This window comes from Staphylococcus croceilyticus (assembly GCF_002902575.1).
Classification (GTDB): domain Bacteria; phylum Bacillota; class Bacilli; order Staphylococcales; family Staphylococcaceae; genus Staphylococcus; species Staphylococcus croceilyticus.
Window position 1 is genome coordinate 1 of the sequence record NZ_PPRD01000129.1, and the last position, 19,381, is coordinate 19,381.

At 35.2% G+C, this 19,381-nt stretch carries 17 protein-coding genes and 1 rRNA gene; 8 read left to right on the forward strand and 10 right to left on the reverse strand.

Annotated features, from left to right (window positions below; all coding sequences use genetic code 11):
• Positions 1 to 8: 8 nt before the first annotated feature.
• Positions 9 to 123, forward strand: a 5S ribosomal RNA gene (gene rrf / locus CD128_RS11190).
• Between the two features lie 808 nt (positions 124 to 931).
• Here the strand turns inward: rrf and ilvA are convergent.
• The 9 genes from ilvA to ilvD form a co-directional block, all read right to left on the reverse strand.
• The gene (gene ilvA, locus CD128_RS11195; RefSeq protein WP_103329956.1) at positions 932 to 2,200 is read right to left on the reverse strand and encodes a threonine ammonia-lyase IlvA; all 1,269 of its coding nucleotides are present in this window, start codon (positions 2,198 to 2,200) and stop codon (positions 932 to 934) included.
• 6 nt (positions 2,201 to 2,206) lie between these two features.
• Positions 2,207 to 2,782, reverse strand: coding sequence for a 3-isopropylmalate dehydratase small subunit (gene leuD / locus CD128_RS11200; protein ID WP_103329957.1), 576 nt, complete (start codon positions 2,780 to 2,782; stop codon positions 2,207 to 2,209).
• Positions 2,783 to 2,784: 2 nt separating this feature from the next.
• On the reverse strand, positions 2,785 to 4,155 hold the full coding sequence (gene leuC, locus CD128_RS11205; protein WP_103329958.1) for a 3-isopropylmalate dehydratase large subunit: 1,371 nt from the start codon (positions 4,153 to 4,155) through the stop codon (positions 2,785 to 2,787).
• An 18-nt stretch (positions 4,156 to 4,173) separates the two neighbouring features.
• A complete protein-coding gene (leuB, locus tag CD128_RS11210) occupies positions 4,174 to 5,217 on the reverse strand; it encodes a 3-isopropylmalate dehydrogenase (RefSeq protein ID WP_103329959.1) in 1,044 nt (347 codons plus the stop codon).
• A gap of 2 nt (positions 5,218 to 5,219) precedes the next feature.
• Positions 5,220 to 6,749, reverse strand: a complete 1,530-nt coding sequence (locus CD128_RS11215; protein ID WP_103329960.1) for a 2-isopropylmalate synthase — start codon at positions 6,747 to 6,749, stop codon at positions 5,220 to 5,222.
• 20 nt (positions 6,750 to 6,769) lie between these two features.
• Positions 6,770 to 7,774 (reverse strand): ketol-acid reductoisomerase, encoded by a 1,005-nt coding sequence (ilvC, locus tag CD128_RS11220; protein ID WP_103329961.1) that lies wholly within the window; start codon positions 7,772 to 7,774, stop codon positions 6,770 to 6,772.
• Positions 7,775 to 7,920: 146 nt separating this feature from the next.
• On the reverse strand, positions 7,921 to 8,160 hold the full coding sequence (locus tag CD128_RS11225; RefSeq protein WP_103329962.1) for an ACT domain-containing protein: 240 nt from the start codon (positions 8,158 to 8,160) through the stop codon (positions 7,921 to 7,923).
• Entirely contained in the window at positions 8,157 to 9,878 is a 1,722-nt protein-coding gene (gene ilvB / locus CD128_RS11230) for a biosynthetic-type acetolactate synthase large subunit (protein ID WP_103329963.1), read from the reverse strand. Before ilvB ends, CD128_RS11225 begins: the two co-directional genes overlap by 4 nt.
• Before the next feature lie 18 nt (positions 9,879 to 9,896).
• Entirely contained in the window at positions 9,897 to 11,585 is a 1,689-nt protein-coding gene (ilvD, locus tag CD128_RS11235) for a dihydroxy-acid dehydratase (protein ID WP_103329964.1), read from the reverse strand.
• A gap of 490 nt (positions 11,586 to 12,075) precedes the next feature.
• Between ilvD and tsaE the strand changes: the two genes are divergently transcribed.
• The 4 genes from tsaE to tsaD are packed head-to-tail and all read left to right on the forward strand — an operon-like array spanning position 12,076 to position 14,644.
• Positions 12,076 to 12,537, forward strand: a complete 462-nt coding sequence (tsaE, locus tag CD128_RS11240) for a tRNA (adenosine(37)-N6)-threonylcarbamoyltransferase complex ATPase subunit type 1 TsaE (protein WP_103329965.1) — start codon at positions 12,076 to 12,078, stop codon at positions 12,535 to 12,537.
• Positions 12,518 to 13,189, forward strand: coding sequence for a tRNA (adenosine(37)-N6)-threonylcarbamoyltransferase complex dimerization subunit type 1 TsaB (gene tsaB / locus CD128_RS11245; protein ID WP_103329966.1), 672 nt, complete (start codon positions 12,518 to 12,520; stop codon positions 13,187 to 13,189). The genes tsaE and tsaB overlap by 20 nt, the downstream gene beginning before the upstream one ends.
• Positions 13,162 to 13,626 carry a ribosomal protein S18-alanine N-acetyltransferase gene (gene rimI / locus CD128_RS11250; protein ID WP_103329967.1) on the forward strand — a complete coding sequence of 155 codons (465 nt, stop codon included), beginning with the start codon at positions 13,162 to 13,164 and terminating at the stop codon, positions 13,624 to 13,626. Before tsaB ends, rimI begins: the two co-directional genes overlap by 28 nt.
• Positions 13,619 to 14,644: a tRNA (adenosine(37)-N6)-threonylcarbamoyltransferase complex transferase subunit TsaD gene (tsaD, locus tag CD128_RS11255; protein ID WP_103329968.1), complete on the forward strand. Its 1,026-nt coding sequence runs from the start codon at positions 13,619 to 13,621 to the stop codon at positions 14,642 to 14,644. Before rimI ends, tsaD begins: the two co-directional genes overlap by 8 nt.
• Before the next feature lie 360 nt (positions 14,645 to 15,004).
• Here the strand turns inward: tsaD and CD128_RS11260 are convergent, their stop codons facing one another.
• Positions 15,005 to 16,942, reverse strand: a complete 1,938-nt coding sequence (locus CD128_RS11260; protein ID WP_103329969.1) for an ABC-F family ATP-binding cassette domain-containing protein — start codon at positions 16,940 to 16,942, stop codon at positions 15,005 to 15,007.
• Positions 16,943 to 17,187: 245 nt separating this feature from the next.
• Between CD128_RS11260 and CD128_RS11265 the strand changes: the two genes are divergently transcribed.
• The 3 genes from CD128_RS11265 to CD128_RS11275 all read left to right on the forward strand — a co-directional run bounded on the left by CD128_RS11265 (position 17,188) and on the right by CD128_RS11275 (position 19,359).
• A complete protein-coding gene (locus CD128_RS11265) occupies positions 17,188 to 17,826 on the forward strand; it encodes a redox-sensing transcriptional repressor Rex (protein ID WP_103329970.1) in 639 nt (212 codons plus the stop codon).
• 194 nt (positions 17,827 to 18,020) lie between these two features.
• Entirely contained in the window at positions 18,021 to 19,115 is a 1,095-nt protein-coding gene (locus CD128_RS11270; RefSeq protein ID WP_167797496.1) for a YeeE/YedE family protein, read from the forward strand.
• Between the two features lie 19 nt (positions 19,116 to 19,134).
• The gene (locus CD128_RS11275) at positions 19,135 to 19,359 is read left to right on the forward strand and encodes a sulfurtransferase TusA family protein (RefSeq protein WP_103296997.1); all 225 of its coding nucleotides are present in this window, start codon (positions 19,135 to 19,137) and stop codon (positions 19,357 to 19,359) included.
• Positions 19,360 to 19,381: the final 22 nt, after the last annotated feature.

Sequence of the window (19,381 nt, forward strand, 5' to 3'; positions counted from 1 at the left end):
TTCACTTGTCTGGTGACAATGGCAAGGAGGTCACACCTGTTCCCATGCCGAACACAGAAGTTAAGCTCCTTAGCGCCGATGGTAGTTGAATTTACATTCCGCTAGAGTAGGACGTTGCCAGGCAAATAAATCGTATGGATGCGATGAGCCGATATTGAGACCTTAAGGTCTCTTTTTTTATGTCTAAAATTAAAGTTATAGAACACATTTCGCTTATTTAGCTTTACGAAGAGAAAGCGTTTGAAGCTAATGAATTGAGAAAATAGCGAAGCGAATTTAGTGGGGCTAAATGAGCAAGATATTTTAGAAAATGAAGCAAGATGCGAGCGCTTGCCTCGAAGTAAAGGAAGCTCCTTAGCGCCGATGGTAGGAGACTGACATTCCGCTAGAGTAGGACGTTGCCAGGCAGTATTGAGACCGAAAGGTCTCTTTTTTTATGCTTAAAATTGAGAAGTAATTTAAACATTTTTCTTAAAAACAATATATAAAACATAACAGTATATAAAATATATATGAACTTAAAATTTTACATATAAATTAGTAGTTTTGAGATAGAAAAAACAGTGAAGTAACAAAATTACTACACTGTTTATTAATAGACATAAATATATTTAAATTTATGAGAGGCATTCTAAGATAGATATCGCAAGTGTTCACACATTTACTTAAGTAGTGCTAAGATGAATAACGAATGACGTTGCGCGCGGGCCCCAGCACAAAGACTTTCGCATAGAAAGTCTACAAACAAAGCAAGCTGGGGAAGGAACTTAAGTGTTTACACACTTAAGTAAGTAGTTCTAATGATTAAAATCAAAGAACTGCTTTACAAGACTACAGGATTGAGCCTTTCCCGCAAGAAAGCGTCGCAACAGAATGAGTGAATGTGCATCAGTAAATATCTATCTTAGAACGCTTATATTCACATTAACACCTAAATTAACAATGAATATAACATTTTATTTTCATTAATATAAATATTTGAAGGATCAAAATCGTGCACATTCGTTTTTAATTGACTAAGATCATCATGGTTTTTAAGTTGAATGCCAATAATAACTGTACCAGTATTTTGAGATGATTTTTTCAAATATTCAAACTTAGTAATATCATCTTGAGGTCCTAGCACCTCATTAACAAACTCTTTGAGTGCTCCAGGACGTTGAGGAAAGTTAAGGATGAAATAATGTTTCATTTCTTCATACAACAATGAACGTTCTTCAATTTCTTTCATACGATTGATATCATTGTTTCCACCACTTACAATACATACCACGTTTTTTCCTTTAATTTTATCTTTATAAGATTCTAAAGCAGAAACACTTAAAGCACCAGCTGGTTCTGCTACAATTGCTTGTTTCGAGTACATATCAAGAATAGTCGAACATACAGCACCTTCATCGATTTGAATATATTCATTGACGTGTTGTTTTGCAATATCAAATGTAATATCACCAACTCGAGCTACTGAAGCCCCATCAACAAACTTATCAATACGATCTAAAGTGACAATTTTATTTTGAACAACTACAGATTCAAACATACTACTTGCGCCCGTAGGCTCTACACCAATGATTTGAGTAAGAGGGCTGAAATCATCCATATAAGTACTTACGCCAGATATTAATCCGCCTCCACCGATAGCAGCAAATAAATAGTCAAATACGACATTATCTTCTTTTGATTGTTCTAAAATTTCTTTAGCTAATGTGCCTTGGCCAGCAATAGTATGAATATTATTAAATGGATCTATAAAAGTCATTTGATGTAATTCAGTATACTGTAATGCTTCTTTAAGACAATCATCAAAGGTATCTCCAGTAAGTACTATTTCTACATTTTTAGCCCCAAAGAACTTTACTTGATTTACTTTTTGAAGTGGAGTAGTGACAGGCATGAAGATGACTGCGTTTAACCCTAATGCTTTCGCAGTATAAGCGACACCTTGTGCATGATTACCAGCGCTAGCACACGTAATACCTTTGGCTTGAGCTTCATGGTCTAATATAGAAATGGCATTATATGCACCTCGTAATTTGAATGAACGAACCCACTGCAAATCTTCTCTTTTTAAATAAACGTTGCAATCATATTTTTGAGAAAGATAGTGGTCGTATTGTAGAGGTGTTTCTTTAACAATATTTTTGATTCGTGAATAAGCCTCATCTATATCTTTTGATGTCACTGTCGTCTTTAATGTCATATTCTATCAACCCTTACTTTGTTTTTCATATTTTTCTATTAAATCTTCATATTGAAGCGTAATGGCTATATCATCTAAACCATTGACCAATTTATTCTTCCAAGTTTCATCAATATTAAAATGAAATGACCTTTCATTGGTTGAAACTGTCTGGTTAGGGAGGTCTATCGTAATTTCAGTTTGAGTTGCTAAATAATGTCTTGCATCTTCATCAAGAACAATCGGTAACATACCATTTTTAGTACAATTCATATAAAAGATATCGCTAAAACCTCCGGCAATAATAATATTAAAGCCGTAATCTTTTAATGCCCATGCAGCGTGTTCACGACTAGAGCCACAACCAAAGTTATCACCTGTAATTAATATAGAAGCTCCTTTATATTCAGGCTTATTAGGATTAAAATCAGGATTATCAGTACCATCAGGTAAGTAACGCCACTCGTCGAAAGCGAAAGGCCCGAATCCAGTTTTAGTAATTCTCTTAAGATGTACTTTAGGTATAATTTGATCGGTATCAATATTATCGTTAAACAAAGGGACAATTTTACCTGTATAAGTCGTAATAGGTTGCATTTCCATAATTAAACAACCACCTTTCGAACATCTACAAATTTACCATTAATCGCAGCAGCTGCAGCCATTGCTGGAGATACAAGATGTGTTCTTGCGCCTTTACCTTGTCTACCTTCAAAGTTACGATTGCTTGTAGACGCACAATGTACACCTTCAGGGACTTGGTCTGGATTCATGCCTAAACACATTGAACAACCTGGTTCTCTCCATTCAAATCCAGCTTCTTTAAAGATTATATCTAGACCCATAGCCTCCGCTTCTTTTTTAACAGTACGGGAGCCAGGTACAACAATAGCCGTAATTTTAGGATGTACTTGATTTCCTTTAACAATCTTACTTGCTTCAACCAAATCTGATAATCTAGCATTCGTACAAGAGCCTAAGAATACATATCCTAAATCGATATCTTCTGCTTTTTGACCAGGGAATAGACCCATATATTGATATGCACGTTCATCATTAATATTTTTTATTTCTGGAAAAGGTGTATCGAAACCTACGCCCATTTCTGGGTTAGTTCCCCAAGTGACTTGGGGTTCTAAATTGCTGACATCTAATTCAATCACTTTATCAAAATGTGCATCATTATCAGAATAAAGCGTACGCCATTCATCTATACTTGTTTCAAAATTTTGAGCGTATGGACGTCCTTTAACATATTCAAAAGTAATATCATCAGGTTGCATAAGTCCATATTTTGCGCCACCCTCAATGGCCATATTACAAATCGTCATTCTTGCTTCCATGGATAATGACTTAATTGTTTCACCAGTAAATTCCAATGCATAACCAGTGCCAAAGTCGACACCATACTTACTAATGAGATACAAAATGATATCTTTTGCATAAACACCAGGGGGGAGTGTTCCATTGATATCAATCTTCAAATTTTTAGGTTTCGTTTGCCATAAAGTTTGAGTAGCGAAGACATGTTCAACTTCACTCGTACCAATACCAAAGGCAATAGCTCCAAACGCACCGTGTGTAGCAGTATGAGAATCGCCACACACAATAGTTTTGCCAGGTTGAGTTAAACCGGTTTCTGGTCCTACCATATGAACAATACCTTGTTCATCAGAACCCATATCAAAGATATGAACACCAAAATCTTTAGCATTTTTTTGGAGGGTAGTAATTTGTTTATTAGCAATTTCATCTTTAATATTAAAAATATCAATTGTAGGCACATTGTGATCAAGTGTTGCAAATGTTAAATCAGGACGTCTCAATTTACGATTTTGTAATCTTAGCCCTTCAAAAGCCTGAGGAGAAGTAACTTCATGTATAAGATGCAAATCGATATATAAGAGTTGAGGTTCGCCTTCTTTACCAGTTAAGACGTGTTTATCCCAAACTTTGTCAAATAGTGTTTGTCCCATAATTATGTTCTCCTCCTTTTAGTTATATTTTTCTTTTAAAAGATTAAAAATTTCAGATGTTTTATAATTGCCACCTAAATCGGGTGTCGTTTTACCTTCTTTAATCAATGTATATACATAGTCTTCTAATTCAGTGGCAGCTTCATCTTGATTTAAGCTTTCTCTGAGACACATTGCTAAAGAAAGTATCATACCAACAGGATTAGCGATATTTTGATTCGCAATATCTGGTGCTGAACCATGAATAGGTTCATATAATCTTGGACCTTCTAAACTAAAACTAGCTGAAGGAGACAGACCTAAAGAGCCTGGTATAACGGAAGCTTCATCACTTAAAACATCTCCGAATAAATTTTCAGTCACTATTACATCAAATTGAGTTGGATTTGTGATTAAGTGCATACTACACGCATCGACAAGTAAATGATTAAGTTCAACTTCAGGGTATTCCTTGCTGACTTCAGTTACTGTTTGACGCCAAAGCTTACTTGAAGCGAGTACATTTTCTTTATCCACTGAAGTTACTTTCTTTTTACGATGAGAAGCTAATTCAAATGCAACTCTAGCAATACGTTCTACTTCTTGTTTCGTATAAGTAAGTGAATCAAGTGCTTCATGTTCATTAATATGTCTTGGTTCACCGAAATAAATACCGCTTGTTAATTCACGTACGATTACTAAATCAGTACCTTTAACTCGTTCTTCTTTTAAAGGAGAAAATTGAGTCGCACCTTCTGTTACTTTAGTAGGGCGTATGTTCGCAAATAATCCTAAAGATTTACGTAACTTTAATAATCCTTGTTCAGGTCGATTATTAGGATCAGTCCATTTAGGTCCGCCTACAGCACCTAACAAAATGGCATCAGCTTTTTCACAAGCAGCTAACGTATCATCAGGAAGCGGAGTGCCATGTGAATCAATGGCCGCTCCTCCAAAATCAAAACTTTCTAAAGTATAAGTGAAATGATATTTGTTACTTATTAATTGCAGTAGTTCTAAACTTCCATTTAAAATTTCTGGACCAATACCATCACCGGGTAAAGCAACAATTGAATACGTCATGATTAATTACCTTCCTTCTCAGTAGTTTCAGCGGCATATTTAGCGTGAGCTTCAACATAAGCTTTACAAGAAGCTTGTAAAATATCATGATCGATACCAATACCATTAACTGGTTGACCTTCAATAACAAGTGCAACGTGAACTTCTGCTTGTGCATCTGTGCCTTCTGTAACAGAATCAATACGATAATCAATTAGTTTACTTTCTTTTTGGAAAATGCGGTCAACAGCGTTATAAATAGCAACGATAGAACCTGTACCGATACTTGAATCTTGATATACACGACCATGTTTATCTTTAATGACAACGACAGCACTTTGTAGACCATTAGAAACAAATTGAAGTTGCAACGTTTCCAGTTGATAAATCGCATTCTGTTCATGTTCAGAACCTTGAATAATTGCATGGATATCTCTATCTGAAACAGATTTTTTCTTATCTGCTACGGCTTTGAATTGTTTAAATAACTCTACTTGTTCATCAGGAGTAATATCATAGCCTAATGTTTTAAGTTTTTCCGCAAAAGCATGTTTACCAGAAAGTTTACCTAAAGGTAATTCGTTTTGTCGGATACCGACTAATTGAGGTGTCATAATTTCATATGTTTCAGGATTTTTAAGTACACCGTCTTGGTGAATACCTGATTCATGGCTAAAAGCGTTTTGACCAACAATGGCTTTATTTCTAGGAACACGAATTCCTGCATATCTTGAAATAAGGTCAGACGTATTTTTAGTTTCAGAAAGGACTAGGTTTGATTCAATGCCGTAATGATCGCGACGCACATATAATGCTAATGCGAGTTCCTCAAGTGCAGTGTTACCTGCGCGTTCACCAATACCATTTACAGTACCTTCAATACGTTTAGCGCCATTTTCAATAGCCGCTAGACTATTTGCAACTGCCATACCTAAATCATCATGACAATGTGCACTATAAACCACGTCATGTTCTGATTTAACATTTTCAATTAAAGATTTAAAAATTTGACCATATTCAATAGGATAGCTATATCCAACAGTATCTGGAATGTTGATAATACTTGCTCCAGCATCAACTGCAGTTTGCACAGATTGAATGAGAAATGCCATGTCTGTTCTAGATGCATCTTCAGGTGAGAATTGAACCACATCAAAGAATTGCTTAGCGTAAGTGACATGTTCTTTTATAGAGGCAAGCACTTCTTCTTGTGTCATTTTCAGTTTATGTTGCAAATGAATAGGGGAGGTTGCTATAAATACATGAACTACTGGTTTGACTGCATCTTTAGTTGCTTCGTATACTGCGTCTATATCAGATTTTTTACAACGTGCCAATCCACATACGGCAGTAGTAGTTAAAGCTTTTGAAATGGCTTGAACAGACTTGAAACTTCCAGTACTTGAAGCGGGAAATCCTGCTTCAAGTACATCTACACCCCATTTTTCAAGCTGTTTAGCTATCTTTAAACGTTCATCAAAAGAAAAGTTAACACCAGGTGTTTGTTCTCCATCTCTCAATGTAGTATCAAAAATTTGAATATGGCTTTGCATTTTTAACATCTCCTTATTAGTTATTTTTGAATGCTTTTAGATTTAATAAATGGCATCATTTTTCTTAATTCGCGACCAACCGCTTCGATTTCATGACCATGTTGTTGTTCACGTAATTGATAGAATTCTTTAAAGCTATTTTCATTATCTTTAACAAAACGATTCGCAAAGTTACCGTTTTGGATATCTTCTAATACAGTTTTCATGTTGTTTTTAACTTCTGGAGTGATAACGCGAGGTCCAGATACATAATCACCAAATTCAGCTGTATTTGAAATAGAATAACGAACGTTTTCCATACCGCCTTCATACATTAAATCAACGATTAATTTCATTTCATGTAATACTTCGAAGTATGCTAATTCTTTTTGATATCCCGCTTCTACTAAAGTTTCAAAACCACTTTGAATTAATTTATGGATACCACCGCAAAGTACAGCCTGTTCACCGAATAAGTCAGTTTCAGTTTCTTCTTTGAATGTAGTTTCAATAACATCAGCACGAGTTGCGCCAATTCCTTTGGCATAACTTAAAGCAATATCACGTGCATGACCAGAAGCGTCTTGTTGTACACCGAATAATGCTGGTACAGCAGTACCTTCTACAAATGTACGTCTTACTAGGTGACCAGGACCTTTAGGTGCAACTAAGAATACATCTACATCAGCAGGGGGTTGGATTACACCGAAGTGAATATTAAAACCATGTGCGAAAGCTAATGCATTACCTGCTTCTAAGTTTGGTTCAATTTCGTTTTTGTATACGTTACCTTGGATTTCATCTGGTAATAACACCATAACGACATCTGCTTGTTTAACTGCTTCATTAACTGGATATACATCAAAGCCATCTTCTTTAGCTTTATCGAAAGAATGTCCAGGGCGAATACCTACAACTACGTCATAACCATTATCTTTAAGGTTTTGTGCATGGGCATGTCCTTGTGAACCGTAACCAATAACTGCGATTTTTTTACCTTGTAAAGCATCTTTTTCAACTGATTGATCATAATAAACTTTTGTCATAATACGTTCCTCCAATTTTTAACTTACTTAAAAATTTTGAATATTCTTAAAATTATAGATATTAATTATCTACAATAGTTGATGATAGTCATTATGTTGTTAAAATATTTTTTAATGCTAGCGCATCATTTCAATAAATATAAATATTAATCTTTAACTTCTTCAATATCGATAACGCTAATTTGTTTATTCAACTTTGCAATTAAAATTTTAAGTATAGCTTCATCTTCAATATTTGCAGTGATGACCATATCTGAAACACCTTCTTCTGAAGAAGGTTTAACGATTAATTCACTAATGTTGTATTGTAACCTTACGAAAGCACTTGTAATACGATTTAACGTGCTCACTTGATCTGAAACTTTTAAATGTAACGTTCTTTTCATTCTAGACCCTCCATTTCATGATTCGCTTTACCACTAGGGATCATAGGATTAACTGGTTCAATAGGGGATACTCTCACTTCTATTAATGCAGGTCCTTCGTATGCAAAAGCTTCGTCTAATGTTGCTTTTAAATTCTTTGGATTATCAATTAAGAAACCTTTGATACCGTATGCTTCAGCCATTTTCATAAAATCAGGTTGGTCATTAAATACAGAATGAGAAAAACGTTTATTAAAGAATTTATCTTGCCATTGTTTAACCATGCCTAATGTTCCATTATTAATAAGCACAATTTTTACATTAAGGTTGTATTCTGGTAATAAAGCAATTTCTTGGTTAGTCATTTGGAAACCTCCGTCACCAACGAAACAAATGACTGTCTTGTCTGGCGCAGCTAATTGTGCACCAATTGCAGAAGGGATACCAAAGCCCATCGTACCTAAACCACCACTAGTGACCCATTGACCATAATTTTTGAATGGATAGAATTGAGCTGCCCACATTTGATGTTGACCTACATCAGTCGTTACGATTGCATCGCCATTAGTAATCTTACCAATATATTCAATCGCTTCTTGAGGTCTACAGAACGTCTCATCAGCTGGTTGATATTTAAACGGGTGTTTATCCTTATTTGCTAAACAGTGTTTAACCCAGTCAGAGTGTTCTACTGTATTTGAAAATGCTTTCGCTAACGCTTCGAGCACTTTCTTACAATCAGCAACGATGCCTAAGTCAGTTGAAATGACTTTGTTAATTTCTGATTCATCGATGTCTACATGTACAACGGTCGCATTCGGAGCAAATTCATTAGGGTTACTTGCTAAACGGTCATCAAAACGACTACCTAAGTTAATGAGTAAATCACATTCAGTTAATGCCATATTACTTGCATATGATCCGTGCATACCGCCCATACCTAAGAATAGTGGATTTTCATATGGGATAGCGCCTAAGCCTAATAATGTAGTAGCTACCGGTATTTGATGTTGAGTGACAAACGCTGTTAACAAGCTATTTGATTTTGAATGATTGATACCCGCTCCAGCTAAAATAAGTGGTTTTTTAGCTTTAGATAAGTACTCACTTAATTGTTGAATATCGGCTTCACTTGGTTCCTCTACAACTTTATATGCAGGTAAATGAACTTCATTTTCAAGGGGAGCAGAAGATGTTAATACACCCATGTCTTTAGGGAAGTCAATGACCACAGGACCTTTACGTCCTGAATTAGCCACATAAAATGCTTCATGCACAATTCTTGGGATATCGTCCACGTGTTTAACTTGATAATTCGCTTTAGTAATGGGTGTAGTCATTGATAGTAAATCTGCTTCTTGGAAAGCATCTTTACCGATACCTGGCGTTGCTACTTGGCCAGTAAATACGACAAGGGGTAGTGAATCACTGTAAGCATCAGTGATACCAGTGATAGCGTTTGTTGCACCTGGACCACTTGTAACGACTACGACGCCTGTCTTACCAGAAACACGAGCGTAACCTTCCGCTGCATGTGTAGCACCTTGTTCGTGACGCGCTAAAATATGTTTAATCTTTCCATCATAAAATGTGTCGTATAGGGGTAATACGGCACCTCCTGGATAGCCAAAGATGAAATCTACGCCTTCATGTAATAATGTTTCAACTAGTAATTCTGAACCAGAAAGAGGCTCATTCGATTGAGATTCGATTACGGTACTTTCCTTTTTATTCGTCATTGCTAACACTCCTTAATATTAAATGAGATTCTCAGGCACTTGCATAATGCCCCCAGTATTTGCGCTAGTCACCAAAGCAGTGTATCGCGCTAAATAACCTGTTTTAACTTTCGCTTTAAAAGGGGGTAAAGCTTGTTTACGTTGCTCTAGTACTTCATCAGGTTGATTAACGTTTAGTGTACGATGGGTTAAATCAATAGTAATTTCATCGCCATCTTTAATTAATCCTATAGGGCCACCAGAAGCGGCTTCTGGAGAAATGTGTCCAACAGCAATACCTCTTGTTGCTCCTGAAAAGCGTCCATCAGTAATTAGCGCTACATCTTTACCTAAACCTCTACCTACGATTGAAGAAGTAGGGGCCAACATTTCTGGCATACCTGGACCGCCTTTAGGACCTTCATAGCGTATAACAACGACATGGCCTTCGCGTACTGTTTTATTATCAATCGCTTCAACAGCTGCATCATGTGAATCAAAGCAGATAGCTTTACCAGTGAATACTTTGATAGATGGATCTACACCGCCTACTTTAATGACTGCACCTTTTGGCGCTAAATTACCAAATAATACAGATAAGCCGCCTTCTTTATCGTAAGGTGCATCAAGTGGATGAATGACTTCGAAGTTTTTAATTTCTTTACCTTCATTATTTTCTCTCAATGTTTTACCTGTGACTGTAATACGGTCTGGATGTAACGTGCCTTCTTTTTTCATTAATTCATTAATAATAGCTGGACAACCACCAGCTTCATGCACATCATGCATTGAATAAGCAGAGCTTGGTGCAATTTTAGATAAGTAAGGTGTACGCTTCGCAATTTCATTGATGCGTTCTAAGTCATAATCAATACCCGCTTCATTAGCAATAGCTAGTGTATGTAAGACAGTATTAGTTGAACCACCCATCGCCATATCTAATGCGAAAGCATCATCAATCGCTTCTCTAGTGACAATATCTCTAGGCTTGATATCCTTTTTAATATTCTCTACTAATTTAAAAGCAGCTTCGCGAATCATTTCACGACGTTGATCACTAACAGCTAAAGCTGTGCCATTATAAGGTAGCGCTAAACCAAGAACTTCCATTAAACAGTTCATTGAATTAGCGGTAAACATACCTGCACATGAACCACAAGTAGGGCAGGCGTTTTGTTCCATATCTAGAAATTCTTCTTTAGTAATGCGACCTTCTTTAAAAGCACCAACTGCTTCAAACATTGAAGATAAAGTGAGCGCTTTACCTTGAGCGGAAAGACCAGCTTTCATTGGTCCACCCGAGCAAAAAATGGCTGGTACATTTGTTCTAACAGCAGCTAGTATCATACCCGGTGTGATTTTATCGCAGTTCGGGATATAGAATACACCATCAAACCAGTGTGCATTGATGACTGTTTCAGCAGCATCAGCGATAATTTCTCGGGAAGGGAGTGAATAGCGCATACCAATATGTCCCATAGCTATACCATCATCAACGCCGATTGTATTAAATTCAAATGGAATAGCGCCTGCCTCACGAATTGCTTCCTTAGCGATATCAGCTAATTCTCTTAAATGGACATGTCCTGGTACAATATCGATATAAGAATTACAAATTGCTACAAATGGTTTGTTCATATCTGTTGGCTTTTTGAGTGCGCCCGTGGCGTGTAAAAGACTTCTAGCAGGTGCTTGATGATCACCTTTTTTAATCATGTCGCTTCTCATTAAAAATTCCCCCGTCATGTTGTTAAAATATAAAAATAAAAAAACGCCCCAATGTGTTTGGGACGTTTATGAGTCCCATTCAATGAGAAATAGGACTTAAACATTTAGCATATTATTAATACTAAAGTTCCAGCCCTTGCGAGTATAATAAAATAATTAAATTATGGATTATAGCATGTGGTTGCGTATTAAATTGAGTCATTTTAGTATACTCCTTTCTGATGAATGGTTGGTTATTTAAATTGTTAGAATTGTTTTAAAATTCGATAAATTAAATTTACTACAATGCGTTTTTTAAGTCAATACTCTTTTTTTGAATTTTCTAACAATTTATAAACGCTTATTTCATTTGAATAGAGAGAAATTTTCGCTAAAGTTTGTTACAATTAGTAAGTTAAAATTGAGACAAACATAGTTAAAGTATTTATGTAGTAAGAACTAATGAATTTGTTTATAGAAGGAATTTTCAAAATAGGAGAGAGCAAAGCAAATGATAAGTATAAAACATTTAGATGACATGAATCGTTTTGCTGGCATATTAGTTAAATATTTAGAACCAGGAGACTTAATTTTATTAAATGGTGATTTGGGTGCGGGTAAAACAACATTAACTCAATTTATAGGTAAACATCTTGGCGTAAAGCGAAATATTAATTCTCCTACTTTTAACATTATTAAATCGTATAAGGGACAATCACTGAAGTTACATCATATGGATTGCTATCGTCTTGAAGATTCTGATGAAGATTTAGGATTTAATGAATATTTTGAAGATGAAGCCATTACAGTGATTGAATGGAGTCAATTTATTGAAGATTTACTACCTACTACACAGTTAATTATTAATATTAAAACGGTGAGTGAGACAGAACGCGCGATTGAATTGATTGCGAAAGGCGACCATTATTCTAAAGTTAAGGAGGAAGTAGAGCGTGAATTCACTACTTATTGATACGTCTAATCGTCCTATGTCGATTGCTTTAATGGCTAGCGATCAAGTTCTAGCAGAGCACACAGTTGAAAGTAATAAGGACCATTCAAGTCAATTGATGCCAGGGATTAAAGATTTATTTGAACAAACGAAGTTAAATAAAGAGGAATTAAATGCTGTTATAGTAGCCAAAGGTCCTGGTTCTTACACAGGTGTGAGAATCGGTGTTACTACTGCTAAAACATTGGCTTATGCGTTAAAGACTAACTTGTATGGCGTATCTTCATTACAAGCTTTAGCAGCTACAGTAAATGAAACTGAGGCCCAAGACCGTTTATTAGTACCAGTGTTTGATGCACGTCGTGAAGCGGTCTACACTGGCGTTTATCAATATACCGATGGAGAACTAAGAACCATTTTAGAGGATCAATATATTTCAATTAAAGACTTACAAGACTGGTTAAATGAACATAATCAATCGTATTTATTTATTGGCTCAGATGCTGAAAAGTTAGCAAATCAATTAAACGGTGATATCCAAGCAAATCTACCGCGTGCATCTGTAATGCACTCTCTAATAGCTGAACCTGAAAATATCCATACATTTGTACCAAATTATATTAAAATGTCAGAGGCGGAACGCAATTGGTTAAACCAGCAGAATCAGAATTAACGATACGAGCAATGCAAGTCGATGATGTCCCAAGTGTATTTGATATTGAACGTGAAAGTTTTAATGACAGTTCTTGGACAATTGATGCGTTTTATCATGAACTGAATGAAAATAACTTCGCAAAGTATTTTGTTATCATTTTCGAAAATGAAATTATTGGTTATTTAGGGCTATGGATAGTGATTGATCAAGCACAGATTACTACCGTGGCGATTCGCAAAGATTATAGAGGTTATGGATTAGGACAATTATTACTTAAATATGTGATGGATTTCGCGAGTACGACATGCGACATTATGAGTTTAGAAGTCAGAGTGACGAACAATGTAGCGCAACATGTCTACACAAATTTAGGATTCCAATTTGGAGGCAAACGTAAAAATTATTATGGAGAAGGCGAGGATGCATTAGTCATGTGGGTGAATTTAAATGAATAATGAAATTTTAATATTAGCAGTAGAAACAAGCTGTGATGAAACAAGTGTCAGTGTGATTAAAAATGGCGATACTATATTATCAAACACGGTATTAAGCCAAATTGAAAGTCATAAACGTTTCGGTGGCGTCGTACCTGAAGTGGCAAGTAGACATCATGTTGAAGGTATCACCGCAACAATTGAAGAGGCACTTGAGACTGCTGACGTCACAATGGAAGAGATTGACGCTATTGCTGTAACACAAGGTCCTGGTTTAATCGGGGCATTGTTAATTGGTATTAATGCTGCGAAAGCTCTAGCATTTGCATATGACAAGCCACTTATCCCAGTTCATCATATTGCAGGTCATATTTATGCGAATCATTTAGAAGAACCGTTAACGTTTCCTTTAATGGCACTTATCGTTTCTGGTGGTCATACAGAATTAGTTTATATGAAAGATCATATGAATTTCGAAGTGATTGGAGAAACACGTGATGATGCAGTAGGTGAAGCCTATGATAAAGTTGCTAGAACGATTGGCTTGCCATATCCAGGCGGACCAGAAGTTGATAGATTAGCTACTTTAGGTGAAGACACGTATGACTTTCCAAGAGTATGGTTAGAGAAAGATAGCTATGATTTTAGTTTTAGTGGCTTGAAAAGTGCTGTCATTAACAAATTGCATAATTTAAAACAAAAGAATGAAGATATCAATAAAGCAAATGTTGCTACGAGTTTCCAAAATAGCGTGGTCGAAGTATTAAGTACGAAAGCGATTCATGCTTGTAAGGAATATCATGTTAATCGCTTAATTGTAGCAGGGGGCGTGGCGAGTAATAAAGGGTTACGTCAACGTTTACAAGAATTATGTGAAACACATAATATTAGGTTATCTATACCAAGTCCTAAATTATGTACAGACAATGCGGCAATGATTGGTGCTGCTGCATATTATTATTATAAATCTGGTATAACAGCAGACTTAGATTTAAATGGTCAAAATAATATGGACATAGAAGAAGCAACAGTAGAATAATTAATGAGATGTGCTAGGTATAATGAATGACAAATTCATGTTTACTTAGCACTTTTTTTATATTATTAAATACTAGATGTTAATTATTGGAAAATGTGTAAGTCAATAGGGAACATGCGTACTTATCAACAAAATGTGAATAAACTGTGGGTAAGTGGTGGTTAACAATGTGGATATAGAGTTAAATTTGTGTAAAAGAAATGTAAATAACTATAATTTGGCCTGTGGATAACTGGGATAAGTCTGTGGATACTTGGTATAACAATGTTTTAACTGTTTATAATATTGTGATTAAAAAAGCGTAAAAAAATAACTAGAAAATTTGAGGCAATTTTCTAGTTATTTTATCTAAAGAATACTTTATAACATTTCTTGTAATTCTTCCCATTCTATCATGACTTGTTCTAATTGTTGTTCGGTCTTTGTTTTTTTATTAGCAAGTTCTGATGCTTTGATAGGATTATTAAATATTTCAGGTTGTGTAAGTTGTTCATCGATGTGATTTATATCGTTCTCATATTGTTCTATTTTTTCTTCACATTGCTCAATTTGACGTTCTAATTTACGTTGCTCTCTACGCTGTTGTTTTTGATTGTCATAACTACTGATTTGTTTATTATTTGAAGTCTCAACTACGCCGTTACTATCATCAGTGCGTTCCGCTTCAAATGCTTCTAAGGCAGCGGCTTCTTCAGTCTTTTCAATATAATATTGATAGTCACCAAGGTACATTTGTCCGCCGTCTTTATTTAAATCAAAGACTTTATTCGCTAATTGATTGATAAAGTAACGATCATGAGAAACAAACAGAATTGTACCTTCGAAATGTTGTAAAGCTTGTTCTAACATTTCTTTGGAATCAATGTCTAAATGGTTGGTAGGTTCATCAAGGATTAAGACATTATCTCTTTGTAACATTAATAATGCTAATTGAAGACGAGCTTTTTCGCCTCCAGATAAATCATTGATGATTTTCTTAACATCATCTTGTACAAATAAAAATCGTCCTAATACAGCGCGAACATCTTTTTCATTCATAGTAGGATATTGATCCCAAACATAATCTAAAATCGTCTTATTAGATTTGAATTCAGCTTGTTTTTGGTCGTAGTATCCAATTTGAAGATTAGCACCGAAGACAACCTCGCCACCTAATTTAGCTTGACGATTGGCAATCGTTTTTATTAGCGTTGTTTTACCAACACCGTTAGGACCAATAATAGCGATGTGATCGCCTTTAGTTACTTCAATATTTATTGGATTAGTGATAGGAGTTTCATATCCGATTTCTAAATTACGAATATGCATAACATCATTACCGGTGTTACGTTCAAAGCCAAATTGAATATTAGCGCTTCTTGCATCTAACATAGGCTTATCAATGCGTTCCATTTTTTCTAGCGTTTTACGACGACTTTTAGCCATACCACTAGTAGACGCACGAGTAATATTTTTCTCTACAAACGTTTCAAGACGCTTAATCTCTTCTTGTTGCTTCTCATATTCTTGCATACGCTGTTCGTAATATTTATCTCGTTGTTCGATAAATTGTTCATAATTACCCACATACCGTTTAATATCTCCAAGCGCCACATCATAAATTTGTGTGACTATTTTATCAAGGAAGTAACGATCGTGACTGATAATGACGATGGCACCTTTAAAATATTTTAAATAGTCTTCCAACCATTTTGTCGTTTCTAAATCAAGATGGTTAGTCGGTTCATCTAGTAATAATAAATCTGGTTCACTTAATAACATTTGAGCTAGAGATAAGCGTGTCTTTTGCCCACCGCTAAAGTCATTAATAGGTTTGCCGAAATCTTCTTCTTTAAAATTAAGACCATGCAATACAGTTTTAATCTTACTTTCGTATTGATAGCCCTCAAGTTGTTCAAATTGATTAGACAGTGATTCATAGCGTTCCATATGACGTTGATAGTCTTCAGTATCATAATCATTGGCATGCATTGCTAACCAATCTGTTTCTTCTTTAATTAAACCTTCCATATTTTTAATGTGTTCAAAAGGTTTAGACATTTCTTCAAACACAGTAGACGAAGAATTAAGCGTCATTTGTTGAGTTAAATAACCGACGCGTAAATTTTTAATTTTAGAAATATGACCACTATCATAATCTTCAACACCAGCGATAATCTTCATCAACGTTGATTTGCCAGCACCGTTTCGACCAACGACGCCTATACGCTCGCCAGTTTTAACTTCGAAATTGACGTGAGTAAATATATCTTCACCATCGAATGACTTCGAAATGTCATTTAATTGCAACAGTATCATTCAGGTTTCACCTTTCTATCGTTTTAGCAAAAGTATTTATCACAAAATAGTCTTATACATTACTCTTTATTTTACCGTATAATAAAGGTACATGAAACTAAGATATTTATTTTTAAAAAGTGTTAGGGTATAATATGTCAGTATTCATTATGGGACATACTGTGATTTCAAAGGAATGACTAATTGCACGCTAATTAGTTTGGATACATAGATTAAAAAGTTCAAACAAGAGGGGGACAACTTAAATGGCTCAAAATCAAGCTAAAATTCCTCGTGCAACATTGAAACGATTACCGTTATATTATAGATTCGTTAACACCTTGAAGATAAAAGGAATAGACCGAGTTAATTCAAAAACTATCAGTGAAGCGCTAAATATTGAATCAGCCACTATTAGAAGAGATTTTTCTTACTTTGGTGAGTTAGGGAAAAAGGGCTATGGCTACAATATTGATAGTTTATTAGAATTTTTTAAATCTGAACTTAGCGATAGTGATGATATTCATATTGCTATAGTTGGAGTAGGTAATTTAGGAAGAGCGTTATTAACATACAACTTTTCAATTCATGATGAAATGACGATTACTGAAGCGTTTGATATTGATAAAGACATTGTGGGTCAACAAGTCGGTGAAGTTAAAGTCCATCACATGAATGACTTACAACAAGTACTTGAAACACGAGATATCAATGTTGTTATTTTGACTACACCTGAAAAGGTAGCCCAAAAAGTAGCAGATCAACTAATTAAAGCCAATGTTAAAGGAATATTGAACTTTACGCCTGCTAGAGTAGAAGCGCCAAATTCTGTTCAAGTGCACCATATTGATTTAGGTATTGAATTACAATCACTTTTATTTTTCATGAAAAACTATTCGAACTAAATAGTGTTTGTTTACAAATTAATTTAAAGCAAAAGAGTTTGTTTACAGTCTAAATCATTCTTTCAGAAGAAAGAATGATTTTTTTATTATTTCAATAAAATTAAATCCAAATAAATGTTATTGATAATTAATTGTTAATCTATTATAATACCTTAGTAAATCAATCGGGAAAGGATGCATTGAATTTGGTTTGGATGATTATTAGCGGCCTAATCGTTGGGATTTTATTAGGCTTTGTCATGCAACGTACACGCTTCTGCTTAACAGGTGGTTTTAGAGATATGTACGTGCAAAAAAATAATAAAATGTTTTATGCTTTATTAGTAGCGATTACTGTTCAAAGTATTGGACTTGTAATATTAACAAGTTTAGGATTAATCGCAATTCCTTATAGTACATTCCCCGTTCTAGGAACGATTATTGGTTCTTTCATTTTCGGAATAGGAATAGTCCTTGCAGGAGGATGTGCAACTGGTACTTGGTACCGAGCTGGAGAGGGGTTGATCGGGAGTTGGGTTGCTCTTATTATGTACGCAGTTACTGCAGCAGTAACTAAAACAGGCGTTTTACTTCCAGTTATGAATTGGATTAATAAACCTACGAAGGTGAATACAAGTATGGCTCAAACTACAGGTATTCCAATGTGGATATTAATAATTATTTTAACTGGTATCACATTATTCGTCGTAGTGAAAACATTACGTAAGCCTAAACCTAAAATGGCTGTACCAAAACTTAAACAAAAGTATACAGGTATTAGACATTATTTATTTGAAAAACGTTACCATCCGTTTGTAGCAGGTATTGCGGTAGGTCTTATAGCATTTATCGCTTGGCCAATGAGTATGTCAACTGGGCGTGATCATGGTTTAGGTATTACAACACCTTCTGCTAATTTAATTACATTCTTAATCACAGGTAATACTAAATTAGTAGATTGGGGCGTTCTATTAATATTAGGTATCTTCTTAGGATCATATATTGCAGCAAGAGGTTCACATGAATTTAAATGGCGTTTACCGGATAAACGTACTATCAGAAACAGTGCAATTGGCGGTATTTGTATGGGATTTGGTGCCTCAGTTGCAGGTGGTTGCTCAATTGGTAACGGCTTAGTGGAAACTGCAATTATGTCTTGGAAAGGTTGGATTGCATTAGTAGCTATGATCTTTGGTGTATGGTTCATGAGTTATTTTGTGTTTGTAAGACCAATGAGAAAATTACAACAACAAACTGCGCCAAAGCAAGCGAACTCTGCAACTACTTCTAAACAACCTCAAACAAATTAAATAGATAGGAGGAATAATAATGTTATATGAATTAGGTACAGTAGGTATGGTGTGTCCATTCCCATTAATTGAAGCGCAAAAGAAAATGCAAACACTTGAAAATGGTGATGAATTAAAAATCGATTTTGATTGTACTCAAGCGACTGAAGCTATTCCAAACTGGGCAGCAGAACAAGGTTACCCAGTAACAAACTATGAACAATTGGATGATGCTTCATGGACAATTACAGTACAAAAAGCATAAACTCTGTCTCTTATACACATCT